At 73.2% G+C, this 23,106-nt stretch carries 17 protein-coding genes; 13 read left to right on the plus strand and 4 right to left on the minus strand.

Annotated elements, in window-relative coordinates; all coding sequences use genetic code 11:
- Positions 1-108: 108 nt before the first annotated feature.
- Both panD and ACFOSY_RS12830 read left to right on the plus strand, forming a co-directional pair.
- The gene (panD, locus tag ACFOSY_RS12825; RefSeq protein ID WP_006131763.1) at positions 109-531 is read left to right on the plus strand and encodes an aspartate 1-decarboxylase; all 423 of its coding nucleotides are present in this window, start codon (positions 109-111) and stop codon (positions 529-531) included.
- 50 nt (positions 532-581) lie between these two features.
- The gene (locus ACFOSY_RS12830) at positions 582-926 is read left to right on the plus strand and encodes a GNAT family N-acetyltransferase (protein ID WP_394306896.1); all 345 of its coding nucleotides are present in this window, start codon (positions 582-584) and stop codon (positions 924-926) included.
- Positions 927-1,765: 839 nt separating this feature from the next.
- Here the strand turns inward: ACFOSY_RS12830 and gndA are convergent.
- On the minus strand, positions 1,766-3,205 hold the full coding sequence (gndA, locus tag ACFOSY_RS12835) for an NADP-dependent phosphogluconate dehydrogenase (RefSeq protein ID WP_031063442.1): 1,440 nt from the start codon (positions 3,203-3,205) through the stop codon (positions 1,766-1,768).
- A gap of 430 nt (positions 3,206-3,635) precedes the next feature.
- Here gndA and ACFOSY_RS12840 point away from each other — a divergent pair, with 430 nt between their 5' ends.
- Positions 3,636-4,916: a transglycosylase family protein gene (locus ACFOSY_RS12840; RefSeq protein WP_394306897.1), complete on the plus strand. Its 1,281-nt coding sequence runs from the start codon at positions 3,636-3,638 to the stop codon at positions 4,914-4,916.
- A gap of 49 nt (positions 4,917-4,965) precedes the next feature.
- Here ACFOSY_RS12840 and ACFOSY_RS12845 read toward each other — a convergent pair whose 3' ends face one another.
- A complete protein-coding gene (locus tag ACFOSY_RS12845) occupies positions 4,966-6,114 on the minus strand; it encodes a DMT family transporter (RefSeq protein ID WP_394306898.1) in 1,149 nt (382 codons plus the stop codon).
- Positions 6,115-6,340: 226 nt separating this feature from the next.
- Here ACFOSY_RS12845 and ACFOSY_RS12850 point away from each other — a divergent pair, with 226 nt between their 5' ends.
- From ACFOSY_RS12850 to ACFOSY_RS12885, 8 genes are all read left to right on the plus strand, one after another.
- A complete protein-coding gene (locus tag ACFOSY_RS12850; protein ID WP_394306899.1) occupies positions 6,341-7,117 on the plus strand; it encodes a (2Fe-2S)-binding protein in 777 nt (258 codons plus the stop codon).
- Between the two features lie 37 nt (positions 7,118-7,154).
- A complete protein-coding gene (gene glgA, locus ACFOSY_RS12855) occupies positions 7,155-8,306 on the plus strand; it encodes a glycogen synthase (RefSeq protein ID WP_394306900.1) in 1,152 nt (383 codons plus the stop codon).
- Positions 8,307-8,356: 50 nt separating this feature from the next.
- Positions 8,357-9,577 (plus strand): glucose-1-phosphate adenylyltransferase, encoded by a 1,221-nt coding sequence (glgC, locus tag ACFOSY_RS12860; RefSeq protein ID WP_394306901.1) that lies wholly within the window; start codon positions 8,357-8,359, stop codon positions 9,575-9,577.
- Positions 9,578-9,773: 196 nt separating this feature from the next.
- A complete protein-coding gene (locus ACFOSY_RS12865; protein WP_394306902.1) occupies positions 9,774-12,392 on the plus strand; it encodes a PA14 domain-containing protein in 2,619 nt (872 codons plus the stop codon).
- Positions 12,393-12,651: 259 nt separating this feature from the next.
- Positions 12,652-14,079, plus strand: coding sequence for a wax ester/triacylglycerol synthase family O-acyltransferase (locus tag ACFOSY_RS12870; protein ID WP_394306903.1), 1,428 nt, complete (start codon positions 12,652-12,654; stop codon positions 14,077-14,079).
- A gap of 103 nt (positions 14,080-14,182) precedes the next feature.
- Positions 14,183-15,676 (plus strand): SDR family NAD(P)-dependent oxidoreductase, encoded by a 1,494-nt coding sequence (locus tag ACFOSY_RS12875; protein ID WP_394306904.1) that lies wholly within the window; start codon positions 14,183-14,185, stop codon positions 15,674-15,676.
- A gap of 432 nt (positions 15,677-16,108) precedes the next feature.
- Positions 16,109-16,282, plus strand: a complete 174-nt coding sequence (locus ACFOSY_RS12880) for a hypothetical protein (RefSeq protein WP_394306905.1) — start codon at positions 16,109-16,111, stop codon at positions 16,280-16,282.
- Positions 16,283-16,334: 52 nt separating this feature from the next.
- Positions 16,335-16,817, plus strand: coding sequence for a GNAT family N-acetyltransferase (locus ACFOSY_RS12885; protein WP_394306906.1), 483 nt, complete (start codon positions 16,335-16,337; stop codon positions 16,815-16,817).
- Between the two features lie 11 nt (positions 16,818-16,828).
- On the opposite strand, the gene ACFOSY_RS12890 is transcribed toward ACFOSY_RS12885, so the two are convergent.
- Positions 16,829-17,224, minus strand: coding sequence for a VOC family protein (locus tag ACFOSY_RS12890; RefSeq protein WP_394306907.1), 396 nt, complete (start codon positions 17,222-17,224; stop codon positions 16,829-16,831).
- 314 nt (positions 17,225-17,538) lie between these two features.
- Between ACFOSY_RS12890 and ACFOSY_RS12895 the strand changes: the two genes are divergently transcribed.
- Both ACFOSY_RS12895 and ACFOSY_RS12900 read left to right on the plus strand, forming a co-directional pair.
- Positions 17,539-20,559 (plus strand): alpha-mannosidase, encoded by a 3,021-nt coding sequence (locus ACFOSY_RS12895; protein ID WP_394306908.1) that lies wholly within the window; start codon positions 17,539-17,541, stop codon positions 20,557-20,559.
- Between the two features lie 114 nt (positions 20,560-20,673).
- Positions 20,674-21,672, plus strand: a complete 999-nt coding sequence (locus ACFOSY_RS12900) for an aldo/keto reductase (protein ID WP_394306909.1) — start codon at positions 20,674-20,676, stop codon at positions 21,670-21,672.
- Here the strand turns inward: ACFOSY_RS12900 and ACFOSY_RS12905 are convergent.
- Positions 21,669-23,093, minus strand: coding sequence for a lipase maturation factor family protein (locus ACFOSY_RS12905; protein ID WP_394306910.1), 1,425 nt, complete (start codon positions 23,091-23,093; stop codon positions 21,669-21,671). The two genes, ACFOSY_RS12900 and ACFOSY_RS12905, sit on opposite strands and share 4 nt — an antisense overlap.
- Positions 23,094-23,106 lie beyond the last annotated feature (13 nt).

Raw genomic sequence — 23,106 nt, forward strand, 5'->3', positions numbered from 1 at the left:
GCGCACGACGTTCTGGGAAGCCTTCGGGTCGAAGACATGCCGGTGTACAGTGAAGGACGCCCTTGACCAGCAGAAAGCCGGCAGGGAGCCGACTTCCAGGAGTCCAACGTGCTGCGCACCATGTTCAAGTCCAAGATTCACCGCGCCACCGTCACCCAGGCCGACCTGCACTACGTGGGATCCGTGACGATCGACGCGGATCTGCTCGACGCCGCCGATCTGCTGCCCGGTGAGCTCGTGCACATCGTCGACATCACCAACGGCGCCCGGCTCGAGACGTACGTCATCGAGGGGGAGCGCGGGTCCGGCGTGATCGGCATCAACGGGGCCGCCGCCCACCTCGTGCACCCGGGCGACCTCGTGATCATCATCAGCTACGCCCAGGTGACCGACGCCGAGGCGCGGGCCCTCGAACCCCGCGTCGTCCATGTGGACGCCGAGAACCGTATCGTCGCTCTCGGCGCCGATCCGTCCGAGCCCGTGCCCGGGTCGGACCAGGAACGCAGCCCGCAGGCCGTGGCCACGGCCTGAGCGGCGCCCGGGCGCCGGAAGAACAGAAGAAGGACAGGGGAGTGACCGGCATGGACGGTGTCGAGATTCGCGACGACCGGCACGCGGGACGGCTCGAGGCGGTCGCGGGCGGTGAGGTCGTCGGGCGGATCGAGTACTTCGTCCTCGACGACCCCGCGCACGCCCTCGTCCCCGTGCACACCATCGTCGAGCCCGCCCATGAGGGCAAGGGCATCGCCGGCTCCCTCGCCCGTGAGCTGTACGCCCTCGCCGCCCGTGAGGGCACCGTCGTCGCGCCGCTGTGCCCGTACGTCGTGCGGTGGGCCGCGCGGCACCCGGAGGAGGCTCCTGCCGCTGATCCGGAGCTGCTGCGTGCGGCCAAGCGGTGGCTTTCGGAGCATCCCGAGCGGTTCTGAGAGCGGTTCTGAGAGCGGTTCGGAGAGCGGTTCTGAGGGCAGGGAGGGTGACGGCCGGACGCGTCTGCCCGGCCGTCACCCCGTCACGCGCCCGGGTGACTGCGGGCGGGGCCGCCGGGTAGGCGGGGGAGTAGTCCAGTCCTAAGCCCATGTCGACCGACCGGCCGGAGGACACACGCCATGACGAACCCGTACCCGGATCCCGTTCCGCCGGGGCCTACGCCCGGTCCCGTGCCGGGGCCCGATCCCGCACAGCCGCCTTCGCCTGAGCCGGGGCCGGCTCCTGAGCCGCCGCCTCCCGCTCCGGGGCCGGGGCCCCAGCCGCCTGGGCCGCCGCCCCCTGGGCCCCAGCCGCCCGGGCCCGGGCCCCAGCCTCCGGGGCCACCCGAGCCGTCGCCCTCGCCGATTCCGCCGGGGCCGGAGCCGGTGCCTAGTCCGGAGCCGGGGCCTCCGCTGACCTGACGCTGACGTGACGTTTCACGTGCGGGTGGGTGGGGGCTGGTCGCGCAGTTCCCCGCGCCCCTGGGGGCGTGGGGCAGTGCCGTGTCTTCGGTGGTGCCGACGGCTTCGGTGTCCCGCGGGTGCGGGTGGGTGGGGGTTGAGCGCGCAGTTCCCCGCGCCCCTGGGGGGGGTGGGGCAGTGCCGTGTCTTCGGTGGTGCCGACGGCTTCGGCCTGCCCCGCCCGTGCGGGTGGGTGGGGGTTGAGAGCGCAGTTCCCCGCGCCCCTGGGGGGGGGGGAGTGCCGTGTCCGTGGATGTGCCGACGGCTTCGGCCTGCCCCGCCCGTGCGGGTGGGTGGGGGCTGGGCGCGCCGTTCCCCGCGCCCCTTCGGGCGCCTGGCTACGCCGTGGTCTCCGACCTGTCCCCGCCCCACAGGGTGTGGAACGAGCCGTCCCTGTCCACCCGGCGGTACGTGTGCGCGCCGAAGAAGTCCCGCTGGCCCTGGGTCAGGGCCGCCGGGAGGCGTTCCGCGCGCAGTGCGTCGTAGTAGGCGAGCGCCGCCGCGAAGCCGGGGGTCGGGACGCCCTGGCGGGTCGCCGCGATCAGGACCTCGCGCCAGTCGTCCTGCGCCTCGGCGATCTCCCGTGCGAACGTCTCGTCCGACAGCAGGCTCGGCAGGTCCGCCCGTGCGTCGTACGCGGCCCGGATGCGGTCCAGGAACGCCGCGCGGATGATGCACCCGCCGCGCCAGATCGCCGACACCGCGCCCAGGTCGATGTCCCAGCCGTACTCCTGGCTGCCCGCCGCGATCTCGTGGAAGCCCTGCGTGTACGACACGATCTTCGACGCGTACAGAGCCTGCTCCACCCGGTCCGCGAACGCCGACGCCTCCGCCTCGCTCATCGGCGTCGGCTTCGGGCCCGCCAGCCCCCGTGAGGCCTCCCGCAGCGCCGCGTGACCCGACAGGGAGCGGGCGAACACCGCCTCCGCGATGCCCGACACCGGCACCCCCAGGTCCAGTGCGATCTGCACCGTCCAGCGGCCCGTGCCCTTCTGCTCCGCCTGGTCCACCACGACGTCCACGAACGGCTTGCCCGTCGCCGCGTCCACGTGCGACAGCACCTCGGCCGTGATCTCGATCAGGTACGAGTCCAGCCGGCCCGTGTTCCAGGTGCGGAAGATCTCCGCGATCTGCGCGGGGGAGTACCCGGCGACGTCACGCAGCAGCTGGTACGCCTCACCGATCAGCTGCATGTCCGCGTACTCGATGCCGTTGTGCACCATCTTCACGAAGTGGCCCGCGCCGTCCGGACCCACGTGCGTCACGCACGGCGAGCCGTCCTTCGCCTTCGCGGAGATCTTCTCCAGCATCGGGCCCAGCGAGTCGTACGACTCCTTCGGGCCGCCCGGCATGATGCTCGGCCCGTTCAGCGCGCCCTCCTCACCGCCCGACACGCCCATGCCGACGAAGTGGATGCCCTGCTCGCGCAGCGCCCGCTCCCGGCGCCGGGTGTCCGCGAAGTGCGCGTTGCCACCGTCGATGATCATGTCACCGGGCTCCAGCAGAGGCGCGAACTCCTCGATCACCGCGTCCGTCGGCTCCCCGGCCTTCACCATCACGACCAGGCGCCGCGGCCTCTCCAGTGCCGCCACGAACTCCTTGGCCGTCTCGGCCGCCACGAAGCTCCCCTCGTGCCCGAACTCCTCCACCAGCGCGTGCGTGCGGGCCGCGGTCCGGTTGTGCACCGCGACCGTGTAGCCGTTGCGGGCGAAGTTGCGCGCGAGGTTGCGGCCCATGACCGCGAGCCCGGTGACGCCGATCTGCGCTGAACTGCTCATAAGGGTGCTCCTGGTGACCTCGGTATCGGTGCCGCCGGGTGCCGGTGCTGCCGGTGGACGCCCGCCGGTCCTGACATCGACCATCCTGACGTGCCGCACTTGCGTGCGCATGCGCGAGTCTTCGGGACCCGCGCAGGCACATACGCGCGAACGCGCCCTCCGTACTCATTGTTCCGGCCGGTCACCTGGCGGGCCGCCCGTCCCGGTGCGGCCGGCCACCCCCTCCGCGCACTCGTGCGGCGCACGCCCCCGCACGCTCCCGCGCCCGGCGGCAGGCGCCCGCGCACGCTCCCCTCCGGCGGCAAACGGGGGCGCAACGGGTGTATCTTCCACGCCATTTGACGCATCCGTGCGTCCGATAGCCGCCTTGTCACGGCCTGTTCGGAGCGCTTACTTTTGCCCCTCCTGACGCATTGTCGAGGGGGATTCCATGGCCGTGCGCGGCCGGCACCGCCGGTATCAGCCGAACAGGATCAACCGGGCCTCGCTCACCGTCACCGCCGGCGGCGCGGGCATGGCCCTCCCGCTGATGGGCACCGGTGCGGCGCAGGCCGCCGACGTGGGGACCTGGGAGAAGGTCGCCGCCTGCGAGTCCACCGGCAACTGGGACATCAACACCGGCAACGGCTACTACGGCGGACTTCAGTTCAGCCAGTCCACCTGGGAGGCGTTCGGCGGCACCCGCTACGCGCCCCGAGCGGATCTGGCCACGAAGGACCAGCAGATCGCCGTCGCCGAGAAGGTCCTCGACGGACAGGGCCCCGGCGCCTGGCCGACCTGCTCGGTACGCGCCGGACTGACCCGCGACGGCGCCGATCCGGACATCCGCCCGGCCACCGACCGCGCCGAGCGCGACGACCGCTCCGACCGTCGCACCACCGTCGAGGACGTACGGCCCCACACCACACCTCAGGCCCGTGCGGGCCGCGCCGAGATGTACACCGTGGTGCACGGCGACACTCTCTCCGGCATCGCCGACCAGGAGCGCGTCCGGGGCGGCTGGCAGGGGCTCTACCAGGCCAACAGGTCGACCATCGGCGCCGACCCCGACCTGATCCTGCCGGGCCAGCGTCTCAAGCTCACCGGCGGAAGCACGGCTACCGGCGGTACGGCCAAGGCGCCCGCCAAGCCCTCCGGCAAGAAGGCCGCCGCCCCCAGGCCCGAGCAGAAGAAGGTCGCACCCAAGACCGAACAGAGGAAGACCGAGAAGAAGACCGAGAAGAAGACCGAGAAGGCCGAGAAGCGGGACCAGGAGCGGGCCGACCGCTCCCGTTCGTCATCCTCCGCGTCCTCCGGCTCCTCCTCCGCCCAGCGCGTCGCCCCCGTCAGCGCCGCCCTCGGCACGCCGTACCACAAGGCCGGGTCCTCCTGGTCGAAGGGCTACCACACCGGCGTGGACTTCCCCGTCCCCACCGGCACGCCCGTGAAGTCGGTCGGCGCCGGCACCGTGGTCGCCGCGGGCTGGGAGGGGTCGTTCGGCTACCAGGTCGTGGTGCGGCACTCCGACGGCCGGTACAGCCAGTACGCCCATCTGTCGGCGATCTCCGTGAAGGACGGCCAGTCGGTCGGCGCAGGGCAGCGCATCGGGCGGTCCGGGTCCACGGGCAACAGTTCGGGCCCGCATCTGCACTTCGAGGTGCGGACGGGGCCCGGGTTCGGGTCGGACGTCGACCCGCTCGCCTATCTGCGCGCCGGCGGCGTCAACATCTGACGCACGCGGTCACGAGCTGACGCACGCGGTCACGCGCCGACGATCGCGGTCACGATCTGGCGAGGTGCCGGCCGGTCGCGGGCAGCGGCACGTACGGGCCGCCGTAGAAGGGCGCGTACGGCATGACCGGCACCGCCGCCGGGTCCAGGGCGTCCGGCCCGGCGGCCGCCGCGGGTACGACGGCCGGCACCGTGATGTCGTCGGGCAACGGAACCGTGACGTCGTCCGGCAACGCAACGTCCTCCGGCAAGGTGACGTCGTCCGGCACCTTCAGCTCGGCCAGCAGCAGCTCCGCGGTAGGCGCGGGTACGGGAGCGGACCCCGCGTCCGTCGGCACCGGAACCGCCCCGCCGGCGTCCCGCTGCTCCCGCGCCAGCCGCTCCGTCGTCAGCAGGATCAGGCCGCCCGCCGCCACCACTCCGCAGCTCAGCGCGAGCGCCGTGCCGGTCGTGCCGTAGCGGAAGGTCTCGCCGAACATGGTGATGCCGACCGCCGCCGCCACCACCGGGTTCACCACGGTGAGCGTCGCCAGCGGGGCCGCGAGGCCCGCGCCCCGGTAGGAGGCCTGCGACAGCAGCATGCCCGCCGTCGCCAGCACGCCGATCACCGCGAGGGACGGCAGGTCCGCCGCCGACACCCCGCCCGTCCAGTCCACCGCGACCGTCTTGGTGAAGACGGAGGACATGCCGAACGCGACCCCGGACGCCGTCGCCAGCAGGATGCTGTGCACCGCCGGATGCCGGTGCACCGCACGCGCCGCGACCATCAGCGTCACGACCGCCGCCGCCGTGACCACGGCCGCCGCGACCCGCTGCGGACCGTCCAGCGACCGCGCGCCCGACGCGCCGACCAGCGCCAGCAGACCCGCGAGACCCACCGTCGCCATCAGGGCGCCCCGCCAGGCGGTCGCCCCGGCCTTGCGGCCGACGAACAGCGCGGCCATCGGCAGCGCGAACACGATCGTCAGCGCGCCCAGCGGCTGGACCAGGCTCAGCGGGCCACAGGCCAGCGCCACCACGTGCAGGAGAGCGCCCAGACCGTTCAGCGCGACCGCCGCCCACCAGCCCGGCCGGCGCAGCGGGGCGTACTGCTGCGCGCCGGACGAGGACAGCGCCACCTGCTCCTGCACGATCGCGCCCCCGGCGTACGCCACGGCGGACACGAACGAGAGGAGCACGGACAACGCGAGGGCGCTCATCGGCTGCTCCTCTGCGTGAGGCGGGGGCGGTCTGCCCGGCGCGGCGAACGGTCGGCTTCCATGACCAACACGATGCCGTGTCAGGGTGTTCCCGTCGTCGTCCCTGAGCACCCAATGCGTCCTACTGCCGATGGAGTACGGGGACGCCCCTGTCATCCCCTGGGTGGGCACCCTGCGGCCGAGGCCCCTGACACCCACCCCGGGGAGACTTGGTACTACTCACCTCGTGGACCTCGACCCGCGCCTCACCGCCCTCCGTGACCTCGGTGGCTTCTTCGCCCTGCGCGCGGGGGACGACGCCGACCGTCACCTTCCCACGCTCGCCCAGGCATACGGCCCCCGCCGCCCGGATGTTCAGCACACCTCCGACACCGACCCCCTGGCCGTCCGCGTGCGCCGCGTCGCCGCCGCCCTGCGCACCCGGGAATCCCGCGTCGCCGCCTCCGTGGCGCATCAGGGTCTGGCGGCGCGCCTGTGGTCCGTGGCCCTCGGCTGCGCCGCCCTGTACGGGGCCGTCCCCGACCTGTCCCCGGGCGCGGTCCGCTGGGACCCGGAGGGGAGCGCCCCCGACGACCTCTGGCTCGCCGAGGTCCGCCCGCGGCCCGGCGACGCGGCCTCCCTCGCCGCCGTCGTCCTGCACGGCCATCTCGAGCCCCTGTCCGCCGCCCTGCGCGCCCGCCACCGTGTCGCGCCCGCCCTCCTGCGCGGCAACGCCGCCTCCGCCCTCGCCGCGGCCGCCCGCGAGATCACCCGCCACGCCCGTCCCGACGCCGCCGCCCGCGCCACCCGCCTGTCCCGCGACCTCCTCACCCACCCCCTCCTTGCCGGCGCCGGCACCCTCGCCGACCCCGGAACCGACACCCGTACAGGAGGCACAGCACCCGCCCCGCCCTTCCGCCGCCGCAGCTGCTGCCTGTACTACCGCGTGCCCGGCGGAGGCGTCTGCGGCGACTGCTGCTTCGTACGGCCGCCCCGCTCTTCCCCGCACGCCCCGACTGCGTGACCATGGGAGGGACGTCCGCGCAGACAGGGGGTTCAGGGTGCGAGTGGGACTGCTGACCCGGGAGTACCCCCCGGACGTGTACGGCGGCGCGGGGGTCCATGTGGAGTTCCTGGCCCGGGAGCTGCGGTCCCTGGTGGACCTGGAGGTGCACTGCTGGGGCGAGGGCCGCGCCGACGGCGTGCTGCGCCACCGCTCCTGGCCCGCGCTCGACGGCGCCAACGACGCGCTGCGCACCTTCTCCGTGGACCTCGCCATGGCCGCCGCCCTCCAGGACCGCGAACTGGTCCACTCCCACACCTGGTACGCCAACCTCGGCGGCCACCTCGCCGCCCTGCTGTACGGCATCCCGCACGTGGTCACCGCCCACTCCCTGGAGCCGCTGCGCCCCTGGAAGGCCGAGCAGCTCGGCGGCGGGTACGCCCTGTCGAGCTGGGCGGAGCGCACCGCGTACGAGGCCGCCGACGCGGTGATCGCCGTGTCCGGCGCCATGCGCGACGACATCCTGGACTGCTACCCGGCCCTCGACCCGGCCAGGGTGCACGTCGTCCACAACGGCATCGACACCTCCCTGTACCGGCCCGACCCCGGCACCGGCGCGCTGGACCGGATCGGCCTGGACCGCTCCCGCCCGTACGTGCTGTTCGTCGGCCGGATCACCCGGCAGAAGGGCGTGCCCCACCTGCTGCGGGCGGTGCGGGGCGTCGACCCGGCCGCGCAGGTGGTGCTGTGCGCGGGCGCCCCGGACACCCCGGAGATCGACCGGGAGTTCCGCGAGCTGTACGAGGAGCTGAGCCGGGTCCGTGAGGGCGTGCACTGGATCCCGCAGATGCTGCCCCGGCCCGAGGTGATCCAGCTGCTGACGCACGCGACCGTGTTCGCCTGCCCCTCGGTGTACGAGCCGCTCGGCATCGTGAATCTGGAGGCGATGGCGTGCGGCACCGCCGTGGTGGCCTCCCGGGTCGGGGGCATCCCGGAGGTCGTGGACCACGGCAGGACCGGGCTGCTGGTCGACCTGGACGACGACTTCGAGGCGGGGCTCACCCGGGCGCTGGACGCGGTGCTCGGCGACCCGGAGGCCGCGCGGGCCATGGGCGAGGCGGGACGGGAGCGCGCGGTGAGCGAGTTCGGCTGGGACGCGGTGGCCCGCCGTACGGCCGGGCTGTACGAGAAGATCCTCGGGCAGGCTTAGCACGGCCCGTCCGGGGCAGTCATGGGAAAACTCGGCGTGAGGAGACGGGCATGCGTCGTGGTGGACCATCGGTCCTGGGAATCGTGCTGGCGGGCGGCGAGGGCAAGCGCCTGATGCCTCTCACGGCGGACCGCGCCAAACCGGCGGTCACCTTCGGCGGCACGTACCGCCTGGTGGACTTCGTGCTGTCCAACCTGGTGAACGGCGACATCCTGCGGATCTGCGTGCTCACGCAGTACAAGTCGCACTCGCTGGACCGGCACATCACCACCACCTGGCGGATGTCGAGCCTGCTCGGCAACTACGTCACCCCGGTGCCCGCACAGCAGCGGCTGGGCCCGCGCTGGTACCTGGGCAGCGCCGACGCGATCCTCCAGTCGCTGAATCTGATCCACGACGAGCGCCCGGAGTACGTGGTGGTGTTCGGCGCCGACCACGTGTACCGCATGGACCCGCGCCAGATGCTCGCCCAGCACATCGAGAGCGGCGCCGGCGTCACCGTGGCCGGGATCCGGGTGCCGCGCGCGGAGTCGTCCTCGTTCGGGGTGATCACCCCGGGCTCCGACGGGCTCACCGTGGACCGTTTCCTGGAGAAGCCGGCCGACCCGCCCGGTCTCGCCGACGACCCCGATCGTGTGTTCGCCTCGATGGGCAACTACATCTTCACCACCAAGGCCCTCGTCGAGGCGCTCATGCGGGACGCCGAGGACGAGAACTCGGTGCACGACATGGGCGGCTCGATCCTGCCGCAGCTCACCGAGCGGGGCGAGGCGTACCTGTACGACTTCAGCACCAACCACGTGCCGGGGGAGACCAGCCGCGACCAGGGCTACTGGCGGGACGTCGGCACGCTCGACGCGTACTACGACGCGCACATGGACCTGATCGCCGAGCGTCCCGCGTTCAACCTCTACAACCGGCAGTGGCCCATCTACACCCACACCGGGCAGCTCTCGCCGGCCCGGTTCAACGCGGGCGGCATCGCCGGCGAGTCGATCATCAGCGCCGGCTGTCTGATCCGGGGGCAGGTGACCCGGTCCGTGCTGTCGCCGGGCGTGGTCGTCGACCCGGGCGCGGTGGTGCAGGGGTCGGTGCTGCACGACAACGTGCACATCGGGCGCGGCGCGGTGGTGCGCGGGGCGGTACTGGACAAGAACGTGGAGGTGCCGCCGGGCGCGACGATCGGCGTCAACCCGGAGCGGGACGCGGAGCTGTACACGGTGTCCGAGAACGGCGTGATCGCGCTGGGCAAGGGGCAGTTGGTGCCGTAGCGGCCGTCGTGAAGGCCCCGGTCGTCCGAGACGGCCGGGGTCTTTGTCATGTCCCTGGACTGCTGACGGAATCCGTGCTGTTATGCCAAGTACTGTTCTTTGACAACGTTGTATGGGACTGACAACGCACAGAACAGAACATGCCCAGAACAGAACATGCACAGCGAGCCGTCATTTCCTCACCGACGGAGGATCCGTGCGCATCAGACGACTCAGGAACCGCTTCGCCCTCCTCCTGGCCACCGCGCTGGGCGTCACCGGCCTCACGGCGACCGGGCCCGCCTCGGCCGCCGCCGAGGACGACCCCGTGGAGATCCACGGGCTGAAGGGCGAGTACTGGACCCACTCCGCCCCCGGCGCCTTCGACTTCCACGAGCTCAAGGCCGTCGCCTTCGACCCCAGCCTCGACTTCGACAATCTGGAGCCGCGTCTCAGCCTCACCACCGGCCAGGCGGACGACGTGAGCGTCCGCTGGACCGGCAGGATCGTGCCGGAGACCACCGGCGCCCACACCTTCTCCGTCAGCTCCGACAACGGCTTCCGCCTGTGGATCGACGGCGCCCTCGTCATCGACCACTGGCTGGACGACTGGGACAACGAACAGACCTCCGAGCCGGTCCAGCTCACCGCGGGCCGAGCCCACGACATCAAGGTCGAGTACTTCGAGCACTACGGCGGCTCCAACTTCCACCTGCGCTGGACCCCGCCCGGCGGCGCCAAGGAACCCGTGCCCCGGTCGGCGTTCCGCCTCCCGGACGGATTCGACTACGACGGCGCCCTCGATGCCACCGTCCTCGCCTCCGGACGCACCCTCAAGCTCGAGTTCCCCGAGCCGCTCGCCACCCCGCCCGCAGGCTTCACCGACCACCTCAACGCGGTGATCGGCGGCGCCCGCTGGCCGCTGACCTCGGCGACACCCGACCCGGCCGACCCGAGGGCGCTGCTCGTCACGCTCGCCGAACCCGTCGTCGGCAACAAGACCGGCACCGCCCGCGGCAGCGCCGACGTCCAGTACGACGGCGAGGGCGGGCTGACGGCCACCGACGGCGACCCCGTGGACGCCTTCCTCAGCAGCGGCCCCAACCGCTCCACCCACGAGCTGCGCACCAAGTGGGCCGACGAGGTGGGCCCCGGCAACGCCCACCCCGAGTACCCGCGCCCCCAGCTCACCCGTTCCCGGTGGCAGAACCTCAACGGCCGCTGGCAGTTCGCCGCAGCCGAGGAGGGCGAGCAGCCGCCCGTGGGCCGCACCCTGAAGGAACGCGTCCTGGTGCCGTACCCGGTGGAGTCCCAGCTCTCCGGGGTCCAGCGGCACGAGGACCGCATGTGGTACCGCCGCACCTTCACCGTCCCGCGCGGCTGGCACATCGGCTCCGGCCGGCGGCTGCGCCTGAACTTCCAGGCGGTCGACTGGCGCGCCGAGGTCTACGTCAACGGCACCAAGGTCACCGCGCACGAGGGCGGCTACGACAAGTTCTCCGTCGACGTGACCGACGCGCTGAAGCGGAGCGGCCCCCAGGAGCTGATCGTCGGCGTCTACGACCCGACCGACGCCGCCGACGGCGAGAACCCGCCGATGGGCAAGCAGCGGCTCGACCCGAGCGGCATCTGGTACACGCCCAGCTCCGGCATCTGGCAGACGGTCTGGATGGAGCCCGTCGCCCGCGACCACGTGGACTCCCTCAAGCTGATCCCCGACGTGGCCGGCGAACGGCTCACCGTCGAGGCGCGGGGCGTGCGCGCGGGACTGCCGGTCACGGCCACCGCGTACGACGGACGGCGCAAGGTCGCCACCGTGTCCGGCCGCACCGGACAGCCGCTCACCCTGAAGATCCGGAAGCCGCACCTGTGGTCGCCCGACGACCCGTTCCTGTACGGCTTGAAGGTCAGCGTCGGCGCCGACCGCGTGAGCAGCTACTTCGGGATGCGCTCCATCGCCGTGGAAAAGATCGACGGCGTGCCGCGCACCGTCCTCAACGGCAAGCCCGTCTTCCTGATGGCCACCCTCGACCAGGGCTTCTGGCCCGACGGCCTGCACACCGCGCCCACCGACGAGGCCCTGGCCTACGACCTGAAGGCGCACAAGCGGCTCGGCTTCAACTCGGTGCGCAAGCACATCAAGGTCGAGCCGGACCGCTGGTTCTACTGGGCCGACCGGCTCGGACTGCTGGTGTGGCAGGACATGCCCGCCATGCGCGACGCCCGCAACCCGGACGCCGAGGCCCGCGCCCGCTACGAGCGCGAGATGAAGGAGATGATCGACGAGCACATCAGCAGCCCGTCGATCGTCATGTGGGTCACCTTCAACGAGGGCTGGGGCCAGTACGACGTCGGCCGGATCGCGGCGCAGGCCAAGTCCTGGGACCCCAGCCGGCTGGTCAACAACCAGTCCGGGCTCAACCTGGGCGCCGACGGCGGCACCGGCGACATCATGGACGAGCACGGCTACCCGAGCCCCGCGCTGCCGCCCCGGCCGGACGGCGAACGCGCCCTGGTCAGCGGCGAGTACGGCGGTCTCGGTCTCGCGGTGCCCGGCCACGCCTGGCCCGTGCAGCAGAGTTACGTCGACGTGGACCCGGCGACCTACACCGACGACTACCTCGCCAAGCTGGACGAGGTGCGGACGCTGGTGTGCCGGGGCAGCAACGGTGCCGTCTACACCCAGATCTCCGACGTGGAGGGCGAGCTCAACGGTCTGCTCACCTACGACCGGCGGCTGATGAAGCCCGACGTGGCGCGGGTGCGGGCCGCGCAGCGGGACCTGATCCGGGACGCCTCCCAGGCCCGGCCCGAGGGCTGCCCGGCCACGGACTGACCGGCCGGAGAGCGGGGCTCCCGCCCGTCCGGGTGGCGTGCGTCCGGGTGGCGCGCGTCACCCCGCCGGACGGCGGGACGCCCCGCAGGGCCGGTCGGCCCCGCATGTCATCGACGTCTCCGCCCCATCTGCCGTAGCGGCGGATGGGGCGGAGACGTCACATGTTGTTAACTATGGGTAGCCAGATCGTACTTGACCGTAATCGGCCGGGAGCGATTGACTGCTGATCCGTTCCCGTCGTCGTTGCGAGGCCCCGCCCATGACCGCAGACCCGCTCGCCCCCCTCGACCTGGCGTTCTGGAACCTCGAGTCCGCCGGTCACCCGATGCACCTCGCGGCGCTCGGCGTCTTCACGGCCGGCTCGCCCTCCGCGGCGGCCCACGCCGCGGACCTGCTCGCCGCCCGGGCAGCGGCCGTCCCCGGCCTGCGCATGCGCATCCGCGACACCTGGCGCCCGCCCGGACTGCGGCGCTCGCTTTCGGCGCTGCGCCGCCCCTGGCCCGCCCCCGGCGAACCGCTCACGGCCGCGCTGGGCCGCCCGCTCACCTCCGTCGTCCGCGGCTCGCTCGCCTTCGGCGGCGCCGCCCGCGAGCCCGACCCCGGCTTCGACCCCGTGGACCACGTGCGGCTGCACGCACCGGTCGCCGACTTCCACGCCGCCGCCGGCGAGCTGATGGGACGACCCCTGGAGCGCACCCGTCCGCCCTGGGAGGCGCATGTGCTCCCGGAGGAGGGCGGCGCCCGCTTCGCCGTGCTGTTCAAGTTCCACCACGCCCTCGCCGACGGACTGCGCGCCCTCACCCTCGCCGCCGCCCTGATGGACCCCACCGACCTGCCCACCCCGCGCACCAGGCCCCCCGAGCCGTCCCGCGGGGTCGTCCCCGACGTCCGCGAGGTGCCCGGCATGGTGCGCGACGCCCTCGCCGAGGCCGGCCGGGCCCTGGACATCGGCGCCGCCGTCGCCCGGTCCACCCTCGACATGCGCTCCTCGCCCGCCCTGGCCTGCGCGCCCAGCGGCACCCGCCGCACCGCCGGCGTGGTCGTCGACCTCGACGACGTGCACCGCATCCGCAAGAGCGCAGGCGGCACCGTCAACGACGTCCTCATCGCGGTCGTCGCCGGCGCGCTGCGCCGCTGGCTCGACGAGCGGGGCGACGGCAGCGACGGAGTCGCCCCCCGCGCCCTCGTCCCCGTCTCCCGGCGCCGCCCCCGCACCGCCCACCCGCAGGGCAACCGGCTCTCCGGGTACTTGATACGGCTCCCGGTCGACGAGAAGGACCCGGTCACCCGGCTGACCCGGGTCCGCACCGCCATGGACCGCAACAAGGAGGCGGGCCCGCACCGCGGCGCCGGCGCGGTGGCGCTGCTCGCCGAGCACGTGCCGCCGCTCGGCCACCGGCTCGGCGGGCCGCTGCTCGGGCAGGCGGCCCGGCTCTGGTTCGACGTCCTGGTCACCAGCGTGCCGCTGCCCGGCTTCGGGCTGCGCCTCGGCGGCGACCCGCTAGGCGCCGTGTTCCCGCTCGCGCCGCTCGCCCCCGGGCACTCCCTCGCGGTCGCCGTCTCCACCTACCGCGGACGCGTCCACTACGGTCTGGTGGCCGACGGAGCGGCCGTCGAGGACCTCGGCCTGCTCGCCCGCGCGGTGACCGAGGAGGTGACGGCACTCACCGTGGCCTGCGCTCACTGAGCGCAGCGGTTTGGTGCTGCGGCCCGGCGCTCCGTAAAATCCCCCGTTCGACAGCGGACGCGAACGGAGCGCCGCGCGAACCGAGGCGGGAACGGCAGCGGCGATGACGGTGACACAGGACGGACCCGGGACCACGGACGAGGTGGCGTACGGGCCCGGCATCGACCCGGAGCGGCTGGCCGTCTGCCTGAGCGTGCTCGAGGAGCTCGACTCGATCGACGTGGACCACCCGGACGCGATCGCGGTCCGCCGGGCCACCTCGCACATCTACCGCACGGTCAAGCAGCGCCGCCGCCAGGAGCGCCGGGCGGCCAAGACCGCGCACGACAAGGCGGTCACCGAGGCCACCGCCACCGGCTCCGCGCAGCGCATCGACGACGAGACCGAGGGCATCCTGCCCTCCTCCCGCGTCGAGCAGGGCCGCATCGCGGGGATACTCCAGCGCCCGCGCTCCTGCTACGTCTGCAAGACGCGGTACGTCGAGGTCGACTACTTCTACCACCAGCTCTGCCCGGACTGCGCCGCCGAGAACCGGTCCCGCCGCGAGGCCCGCGCCGACCTGAGCGGCAAGCGGGCGCTGCTCACCGGCGGCCGCGCCAAGATCGGCATGTACATCGCGCTGCGGCTGCTGCGCGACGGCGCCCACACCACGGTCACCACGCGCTTCCCCAAGGACGCCATCCGCCGCTTCAAGGCCATGGACGACTCCGCGGACTGGGTGCACCGCCTGGAGGTCGTCGGCATCGACCTGCGCGACCCCGGCCAGGTCGTCGCGCTCGCCGACCAGGTCACGGAGCGGGGCCCGCTGGACATCCTGATCAACAACGCCACCCAGACGGTGCGCCGGCTGCCCTCCGCCTACGCCGCGCTCGTCGAGGGCGAGAGCGCCCCGCTGCCGGCCGGCGAGCTGCCCGCGCACCACGTCATCGGCGCGTTCAACTCCGGTGCGGTGGACGGCCTGACCGCGCTCCCCGCCGGGACCGCGAACCTGGACGCCCAGGCGGTGGCCGACCTCGCCCTGGTCGCGGGCAACGCCAGCGTGGAGCGGCACCGGGACGGCACCGCCATCGACGCGGGCGGCCTGCTGCCCGACGTCGTGGACTCCAACACCTGGGTGCAGACCATCGAGCAGATCTCCCCGGTGGAGCTGCTGGAGACCCAGCTCTGCAACTACACGGCGCCGTTCATCCTGATCAGCGCGCTGCGCCCGGCGATGGCCGAGGCGGCCCGCCGCGCGTCCTCGAACCGCGCCTACGTGGTCAACGTGTCCGCGATGGAGGGCGTGTTCGCCCGCGGCTACAAGGGCGCGGGACACCCCAACACCAACGCGGCCAAGGCGGCCATGAACATGGTGACGCGGACCAGCGCGCAGGAGATGTTCGACACCGACCGGATCCTGATGACCTCGGTCGACACCGGCTGGATCACCGACGAGCGCCCGCACTTCGACAAGCTGCGCCTCGCCGAGGAGGGCTTCCACGCCCCGCTCGACCTGGTGGACGGCGCGGCCCGCGTCTACGACCCGATCGTGCGCGGCGAGGCGGGCGAGGACCTGTACGGCGTCTTCCTGAAGGACTACGCGCCCGGCCGCTGGTGACCCCCGGCCCTCGGCGGTACCCGTGACGGCCGGCGGCGCCCCAACCGCGCTCCGGCTGTCCGGACTTGTCCGGTACATCGCGACGCGCGTACTCCGTTCGAGTGAGTCGCTGTGCGCATTCTGTCACGACATGACCGGACATGGCAGGTCATGATGGGCGATCCGTCATGTGATTGTTACAGCCAGTTTCCAGCCCCATCGAGCGGGGGGCCGCTCATTTGGTTAATCTGAGGCGGACGGACAGCAGCAAGGGTTCTACCCGCACCCACCATCCGTCATGGGACCGCCGGTTCACCACGGCCCGCTCTCCCTAGAACGACCGGCGCCACCGCGTCCGAACGGCATGCACACAGACCCGCTCGGGCGTCAGGGCGCCGGCCACGGGGCCGACGCGGTACGTCCCGAGGGTGACCGACACATAAGGAGTGCGCGGTGACACCGGAGCAGACGAAACTCGAACAGCGCCCCGAGGAACGCACGGAGCGTCCCGGCCGCCGGCCAGGGGAACTGGGCTTCCTCGACGTGTGGGCCCGCTCGGCCCCCATCCGCCTCGCCGGGTACGAGGAGGACCTCGCCGAGCCGCACATCCTCCCCAGCGTCGACTGACACCCGCCACCTCCGCACCCCCGCCCGCACCGGGCGTGCCAGACTCGCCACCATGCCGATCAGGGAAGCGCGCACCGACGACTGGTCCCGCATCTGGCCGTTCTGGCACCGCATCGTCGCGGCGGGCGAGACCTACACCTGGGACCCGGGCACCTCCGAGGAGGACGCCCGGGCCCTGTGGACGAGCCCCCCGAAACGGGTGTACGTCGTCGAGGACGACGACGGAACCGTCGTCGCCTCCGCCTATCTCACTTCCAACTACGGCGGCCCCGCCGCCGGCATCGCCAACGCGGGCTTCATGGTCGACCCCGACCGCGCCGGCCGCGGGACCGGACGGCGGCTGGCCGAGCACGTCCTGGCCGAGGCGCGCGACGCCGGGTTCCGGGGCATGGTGTTCAACGCCGTCGTCGAGACCAACCCCGCGGTGAGGCTGTGGACTTCACTCGGCTTCATCGTCCTGGGCACGGTCCCCGACGCCTTCGACCACCCCCGTCACGGCCGGGTCGGGCTGCACATCATGTACCGGCCGCTCTGACCGGCAGCCGCTCAGGGGCGGACGTACGGCCGGGTCATGATCTCCATGTTGTGGCCGTCCGGGTCCTCGAAGTAGGCGCCCCGGCCCCCGAACAGGGTGTTCACCCGGCCCGGTTCGGTGTGCCGAGGGTCGGCGTAGTACGTCACCCCGGCCTCCTCCAGGCGCGCGATCATGGCGTCGAACCGCTCGTCGGGCACCAGGAACGCGTAGTGCTGGGACTGCACGGGCTCGTCCCGCATCTCGTAGTAGTCCAGGGTCACGCCGTTGCCCAGGTCAACGGGCAGGAACGGACCGAACGGCGCCCCCACCTCCAGACCCAGGATCCCGGCGAGGAACTCGGCGGAGTATCTGCGGTCACGGGCGTAGACGGCGGTGTGGTTCAGCTCGATGTGCGGTGCTGCGGACATGGTGGTCTCTCGTCTCCGGAGTCGGTGTTGCCGTTTCCCGGCCGCGGAAGCGCGGCGGGCGGAAGGAACGACCGACGACGGAGGCGCACGCGCCCGCCCCGGACTCACTCCGGAGCCGGGAGCACCGTTCGTGAGAGGCCCAAGGCCGACCCGGCAGTCACGTGCCCGACCTTAGTTCCCGGACGCGGGGCAGGGCAACGGGGTGGGGCGGAGGGCGGTTCGAGGGGGCCGTGGGAGGGGAGTTGTACCCGGGGGTCCGCCGCGCGGGCGGAACCCGTACGGCAGCGAACCCGGCCACACTCATGGAGCGCCGCATGCATGACGACCGCACCCTGGTCGAAGCCCGTCTGAGGCGGGTCCTCGACGAGCGCGTCCGACCCGCCGTCCACCCCGAGTCCGTGCCCCTGGAGGTGGCGGTGTGGCACGCGCCGGGGGAGCCGGTCCCGGTCGCCGAGGGACTGGCCGCCGACGTCGAGCCGGTCACCGTCGGCTCCCGCTGGGGCGCGCCCTGGGGCACCAGCTGGTTCCGCGTCACCGGCACCGTGCCGAAGGAGTGGGCCGGGAGGACCGTCGAGGCGATTCTCGACCTCGGCTTCGACGAGAACATGCCCGGCTTCCAGTGCGAGGGGCTCGTCTACCGCCCGGACGGCACCCCCGTGAAGGGCCTCAACCCGCGCAACCAGTGGGTGCGGATCGGCGCCCCCGTCCAGGGCGGGGAGGAGGTGCGCCTGCACGTCGAGGCCGCCTCCAACCCCGTCGTCATGGGCCCCCGCCCCTTCACGCCCACCCCGCTCGGCGACCTGGAGACCGCCGGCCGCGACCCCCAGTACACCCTGACCCGCATGGACCTCGCCGTCCTCGACGAGACCGTGTGGCACCTGGTGACCGACCTCGAGGTGCTCGGCGAGCTGATGGCCGAGCTGCCCGTCGACTCGCCCCGCCGCTGGGAGATCCTCCGCGCCGTCGAACGCGCCCTGGACGCCCTCGACCTCCAGGACGTGGGCGGCACGGCCGAGCACGCCCGGGCACGCCTCGCCGACGTGCTGGCCGCCCCCGCCGTGCCGTCCGCGCACCGCATCAGCGCCGTCGGGCACGCGCACATCGACTCGGCCTGGCTGTGGCCGCTGCGCGAGACCGTCCGCAAGGTCGCCCGCACCGCCGCCAACATGACCGCCCTCCTCGACGACGAGCCCGACTTCGTCTTCGCCATGTCGCAGGCCCAGCAGTGGGCGTGGGTGAAGGAGCACCGGCCCGAGGTGTGGGCGCGCGTGAAGAAGGCCGTGGCCGACGGGCGGTTCGTGCCGGCCGGCGGCATGTGGGTGGAGTCCGACACCAACATGCCCGGCTCCGAGGCCATGGCCCGGCAGTTCGTCCACGGCAAGCGGTTCTTCCTCGACGAGTTCGGCGTCGACAACGACGAGGCCTGGCTGCCGGACACCTTCGGCTTCGCCGCCGGACTGCCCCAGATCATCAAGGCCGCCGGCTCCAGGTACCTGCTCACGCAGAAGATCTCCTGGTCCCGCACCAACAGCTTCCCGCACCACACCTTCCGCTGGGAGGGCATCGACGGCACCCGGATCTACACCCACTTCCCGCCCGTCGACACCTACAACTGCTCCATGCGCGGCGCCGAGATCGCCCACGCCGTACGCAACTTCAAGGACAAGGGCACCGCCCGGCACTCCCTCGCGCCCACCGGCTGGGGCGACGGGGGCGGCGGCACCACCCGCGAGATGGTCGCCAAGGCCGCCCGGCTCCGCGACCTCGAGGGATCGGCCACGGTCACCTGGGAGACCCCGTCCGCCTTCTTCGCCAAGGCCGAGGCGGAGAACCCCGAACCGCCCGTGTGGGTCGGCGAGCTGTACCTCGAACTGCACCGCGCCACGCTCACCAGCCAGGCCGGCACCAAGCAGGGCAACCGGCGCAGCGAACACCTCCTGAGGGAGGCCGAGCTGTGGGCGGCCACCGCCGCCGTGCGCACCGGCTTCCCCTACCCGTACGCCGACCTCGACCGGATCTGGAAGACGGTGCTGCTGCACCAGTTCCACGACATCCTGCCCGGCTCCTCCATCGCCTGGGTGCACCGCGAGGCCCGCGCCACCTACGCCCGGGTCGCCGACGAGCTGAACGGCATCGTCGACGCCGCCCAGCGCGCCCTGGCCGGCGAGGGAACCGTGCCGCTGCTCTTCAACGCCGCCCCGCACACCCGCGCCGGCGTCCCGGCCGGCGGCGCGCGCCCCGCCGAGGCGTCCGGACGCACCACGCGCGCCGGCCGCCCCGACGGCGGCCACGTCCTGGACAACGGGCTGCTCCGGGTCGGCGTCGACCCCCGGGGCCTGGTGGACTCCGTCGTCGACCTCGCCACCGGCCGCGAGACCATCGCCCCCGGCCGCACCGGCAACCTCCTCCAACTGCACCAGGACCTGCCGAACATGTGGGACGCCTGGGACGTGGACGAGTTCTACCGCAACACCGTCACCGACCTCACCGACGCCGACGAGGTCACCCCCGGCGACGACGGCGCCTCGGTGCGGATCGTCCGTACCTTCGGCGGCTCCCGGGTGACGCAGCTGCTGTCCCTGCCGCCGGGGGAGAAGCGCCTGGTGGTGGACACCGAGGCCGACTGGCACGAGACGGAGAAGTTCCTCAAGCTCGCCTTCCCCCTGGACCTGCACACCGACCGCTACGCCTCCGAGACGCAGTTCGGGCACTTCTTCCGCCCCACCCACACCAACACCTCCTGGGAGGCCGCCAAGTTCGAGGCGTGCAACCACCGCTTCGTCCACCTCCAGGAGCCCGACTGGGGCGTCGCCCTCGTCAACGACGGCACGTACGGCCACGACGTGACACGCGCCGTCCGCACCGACGGCGACGGGGGCACGACCACCACCGTCCGTGCCTCCCTGCTGCGCGCCCCGCGCTTCCCCGACCCCGAGACCGACCAGGGGACGCACCGCTTCCGGCACGCCCTGGTCCCCGGCGCGTCGATCGGGGACGCGGTGCGCGAGGGCTGGCGGATCAACCTGCCCGAGCGGCGGCTCGACGGCGCGGGCGAGGTGGCGCCGCTGGTCACCGTCGACCAGGATTCCGTGGTGGTCACGGCGGTCAAACTGGCCGACGACGGCAGCGGCGACGTGGTGGTCCGCTTCCACGAGGCGCACGGCGCCCGCGCCCGGGCCACGCTCACCGCCGGCTTCCCGGTCGCCGGGGCCGAGGTCACCGACCTGCTGGAACGCCCCCTCGCGGACACGGCGCCGCCCGCCGTCGACGACGGGCGGATCGCCGTGGCGCTGCGTCCCTTCGAGCTGAGGACGCTGCGGCTGAAGCGGGCGTGACCGGGCGGCGGGGCCCCGGCCGCCGTTCCACGCCGGAGGGCGGCGGGACGCGCGGCCGGGGCCCCGTGTGCCCGTCCGCGCCCGGCCCGTGATCATGACAAGGAGCAGCCCGGCATGAGCGACCTCCCCGCCCCCATGGCTCCGGACCGGCCGGCCCGCCGGAGACTCGGCCGCAGCGGTGTGGAGGTCACCCCGCTCGCCCTCGGCACCTCGGGCATCGCCGGTCTCCACACCCCGGTCACCGAGGAGCAGGCGTACGAGGCGGTGCGCGCGGCGCTCAGGCGGGGCATCCGCCACTTCGACACCGCCCCGCACTACGGGCTCGGCCTCGCCGAACGCCGGCTGGGCGCCGTCCTGCGGGAGCTGCCCCGCGACGCCTGCACGGTGTCCACCAAGGTGGGCCGCCGCCTCGAACCGTCCCACGCGGGCGGCGACGACCTCGCCCACGGCTTCGCCGTGCCCGCCACCCACCGCCGCGTCTGGGACTTCAGCGCCGACGGTGTGCGCCGCGGGCTCGAGGCGAGCCTGGCACGCCTCGGCCTGGACCGCGTGGACGTCGTCCTCCTCCACGACCCCGACGACCACGAGGAGCAGGCCTTCCGCGAGGCCTACCCGGCCCTCGAGCGGCTCCGCTCCGAGGGCGTCGTCGGGGCCATCGGCGCCGGCATGAACCAGACCGCGATGCTCACCCGCTTCGTCCGCGACACCGACGTCGACGTGGTGCTGTGCGCGAACCGGCACACCCTGCTCGACCACGGTGCGGCCGCCGAGCTGCTGCCCGCCGCGCTGGACCGCGGGGTGTCCGTCCTGGTCGGCGGCGTCTTCAACTCCGGCCTGCTGGCCGACCCCCGGCCGGGCGCCACCTACGACTACGCGGCGGCCCCCGCCGCACTCCTCGAGCGCGCCCTGCGGATCAAGGAGGCCGCCGAGCGGCACGGCACCTCGCTGCGCGCCGCCGCCCTGGCCCACTGCGCGGCCCACCCGGCGGTCGCCGCCGTGCTGGTCGGCGCCCGCTCGGCCGCCGAGGTCGACGACTGCGCCGACCGCTTCGCGGAACCCGTGCCGGACGCCCTGTGGGAGGAACTGCGGGCGACGGGCCTGCTGGGCGCCTAGGTTCTCCGCCCGCTTCCGGCGGCCAGCCGGGTCGGCGGGAGGAACTCCCGTACATACGTCCGCTCCCACCAGGCGCCCGTCTCGCGCAGCTCCCGCCAGGTGGTGAAGCGGTAGCGGAACAGGCGGGCGCGGACGAACCGGGGCGGGGCGTCGGCGGGGAAGGGGGAGCGGCGCAGCAGGCGCAGCGTGTCGGGGTCGTTCTCCAGCAGCCGCTCCACCAGCCCCCCGAACCACGGGCTCGCGTAGGCGGGGGACAGCGCCGCGAACCACATCAGCCAGTCCAGCCGCAGGTGGTACGGCGCGAACTGGCGTGGCAGGCGCCGGGGGTCGCCCGGCTTGCCCTTGAACTCGTACTCCCGCCAGTCGGAGTCCTCCCGGGGCGACTCGTCCGCCGTCCCCTCCAGCACCACCTCGTGCCGCACCCGGCCCACGCTGCCGAACGCCCCGTAGGTGTTCACCAGGTGCAGCGGGTCGAAGGAGCGGTTCATCTCCTGGCGGCGCGAGAGCATGTTCCGCACCGGCGCGTGACTGAGCGCGAGCAGCAGCGCGGACACCGCGAGCACCACCACCACGAACCAGAGGGGGGCGCCGGCCACCGGCGGCGCGTCGGACGGCCAGGCCACGACGGGGAGCGCCAGCACCACGGTGACCCAGTTCAGCCAGGCGAAGTTCCCGGACAGCACCAGCCACAGCTGGGTGACGATCATCAGCGCCGCGGCCGCCGACGCGACCGGCTGCGGCGCGAACAGCAGGAACGGCACCACCAGCTGGGTGACATGGTTGGCGGCCGCCTCGACGCGGTGCAGCGGCTTCGGCAGGTGGTGGAAGAACCAGCTCAGCGGCCCCGGCATCGGCTGCGTCTCGTGGTGGTACTCCAGACAGGTGAGACGGCGCCAGCACTCGTCGCCGCGCATCTTGATCAGCCCGGCGCCGAACTCCACCCGGAACAGCACCCACCGCAGCAGGAACAGCACGACGACCGGCGGCGCCACCTCGTCGTTGCCGAGGAACACGGCGAGGAACCCCACCTCGAGCAGCAGCGACTCCCAGCCGAACGCGTACCAGGTCTGCCCCACGTTCACGACCGACAGGTACAGCGCCCACGGCACCAGCCACAGCAGCATCGCCGCCCACAGCGGGACCAGCGCGTCCGCCCCCGCCAGCAGCGCCGCCGACACCGCGCACCCCGCCCACGCGCACCCGGCGAAGAAGCGGTCCGAGTAGTGGAGGTGGAACAGGCTGGGGGAGCGGCGCGCGGGCACCCGCGCCACGAAGCGCGGCACCGGCAGCATGCCCCGCTCCCCGATCAGCGCGCGGAACTGGAGCGCCGCGGTCAGGAACGCGACCAGGTAGAGCGCGGCCAGCCCCTTCTGGAACACCAGCCGGCTCGTCCAGTACTCGGTCGCGCCGAACCACTCCACGGCCGCACCCTCC

The sequence above is a fragment of the Streptomyces lusitanus genome (genome assembly GCF_042647945.1).
Lineage (GTDB): Bacteria > Actinomycetota > Actinomycetes > Streptomycetales > Streptomycetaceae > Streptomyces > Streptomyces pseudogriseolus.

Bases quoted from the DNA above. Each gene is read 5' to 3' on its own strand.
- ACFOSY_RS12830 (WP_394306896.1), top strand. From the start codon at position 582: ATGGACGGTGTCGAGATTCGCGACGACCGGCACGCGGGACGGCTCGAG.
- gndA (WP_031063442.1), bottom strand. From the start codon at position 3,205: ATGAGCAGTTCAGCGCAGATCGGCGTCACCGGGCTCGCGGTCATGGGC.
- ACFOSY_RS12840 (WP_394306897.1), top strand. From the start codon at position 3,636: ATGGCCGTGCGCGGCCGGCACCGCCGGTATCAGCCGAACAGGATCAAC.
- ACFOSY_RS12845 (WP_394306898.1), bottom strand. From the start codon at position 6,114: ATGAGCGCCCTCGCGTTGTCCGTGCTCCTCTCGTTCGTGTCCGCCGTG.
- glgC (WP_394306901.1), top strand. From the start codon at position 8,357: ATGCGTCGTGGTGGACCATCGGTCCTGGGAATCGTGCTGGCGGGCGGC.
- ACFOSY_RS12870 (WP_394306903.1), top strand. From the start codon at position 12,652: ATGACCGCAGACCCGCTCGCCCCCCTCGACCTGGCGTTCTGGAACCTC.
- ACFOSY_RS12875 (WP_394306904.1), top strand. From the start codon at position 14,183: ATGACGGTGACACAGGACGGACCCGGGACCACGGACGAGGTGGCGTAC.
- ACFOSY_RS12885 (WP_394306906.1), top strand. From the start codon at position 16,335: ATGCCGATCAGGGAAGCGCGCACCGACGACTGGTCCCGCATCTGGCCG.
- ACFOSY_RS12890 (WP_394306907.1), bottom strand. From the start codon at position 17,224: ATGTCCGCAGCACCGCACATCGAGCTGAACCACACCGCCGTCTACGCC.
- ACFOSY_RS12895 (WP_394306908.1), top strand. From the start codon at position 17,539: ATGCATGACGACCGCACCCTGGTCGAAGCCCGTCTGAGGCGGGTCCTC.
- ACFOSY_RS12900 (WP_394306909.1), top strand. From the start codon at position 20,674: ATGAGCGACCTCCCCGCCCCCATGGCTCCGGACCGGCCGGCCCGCCGG.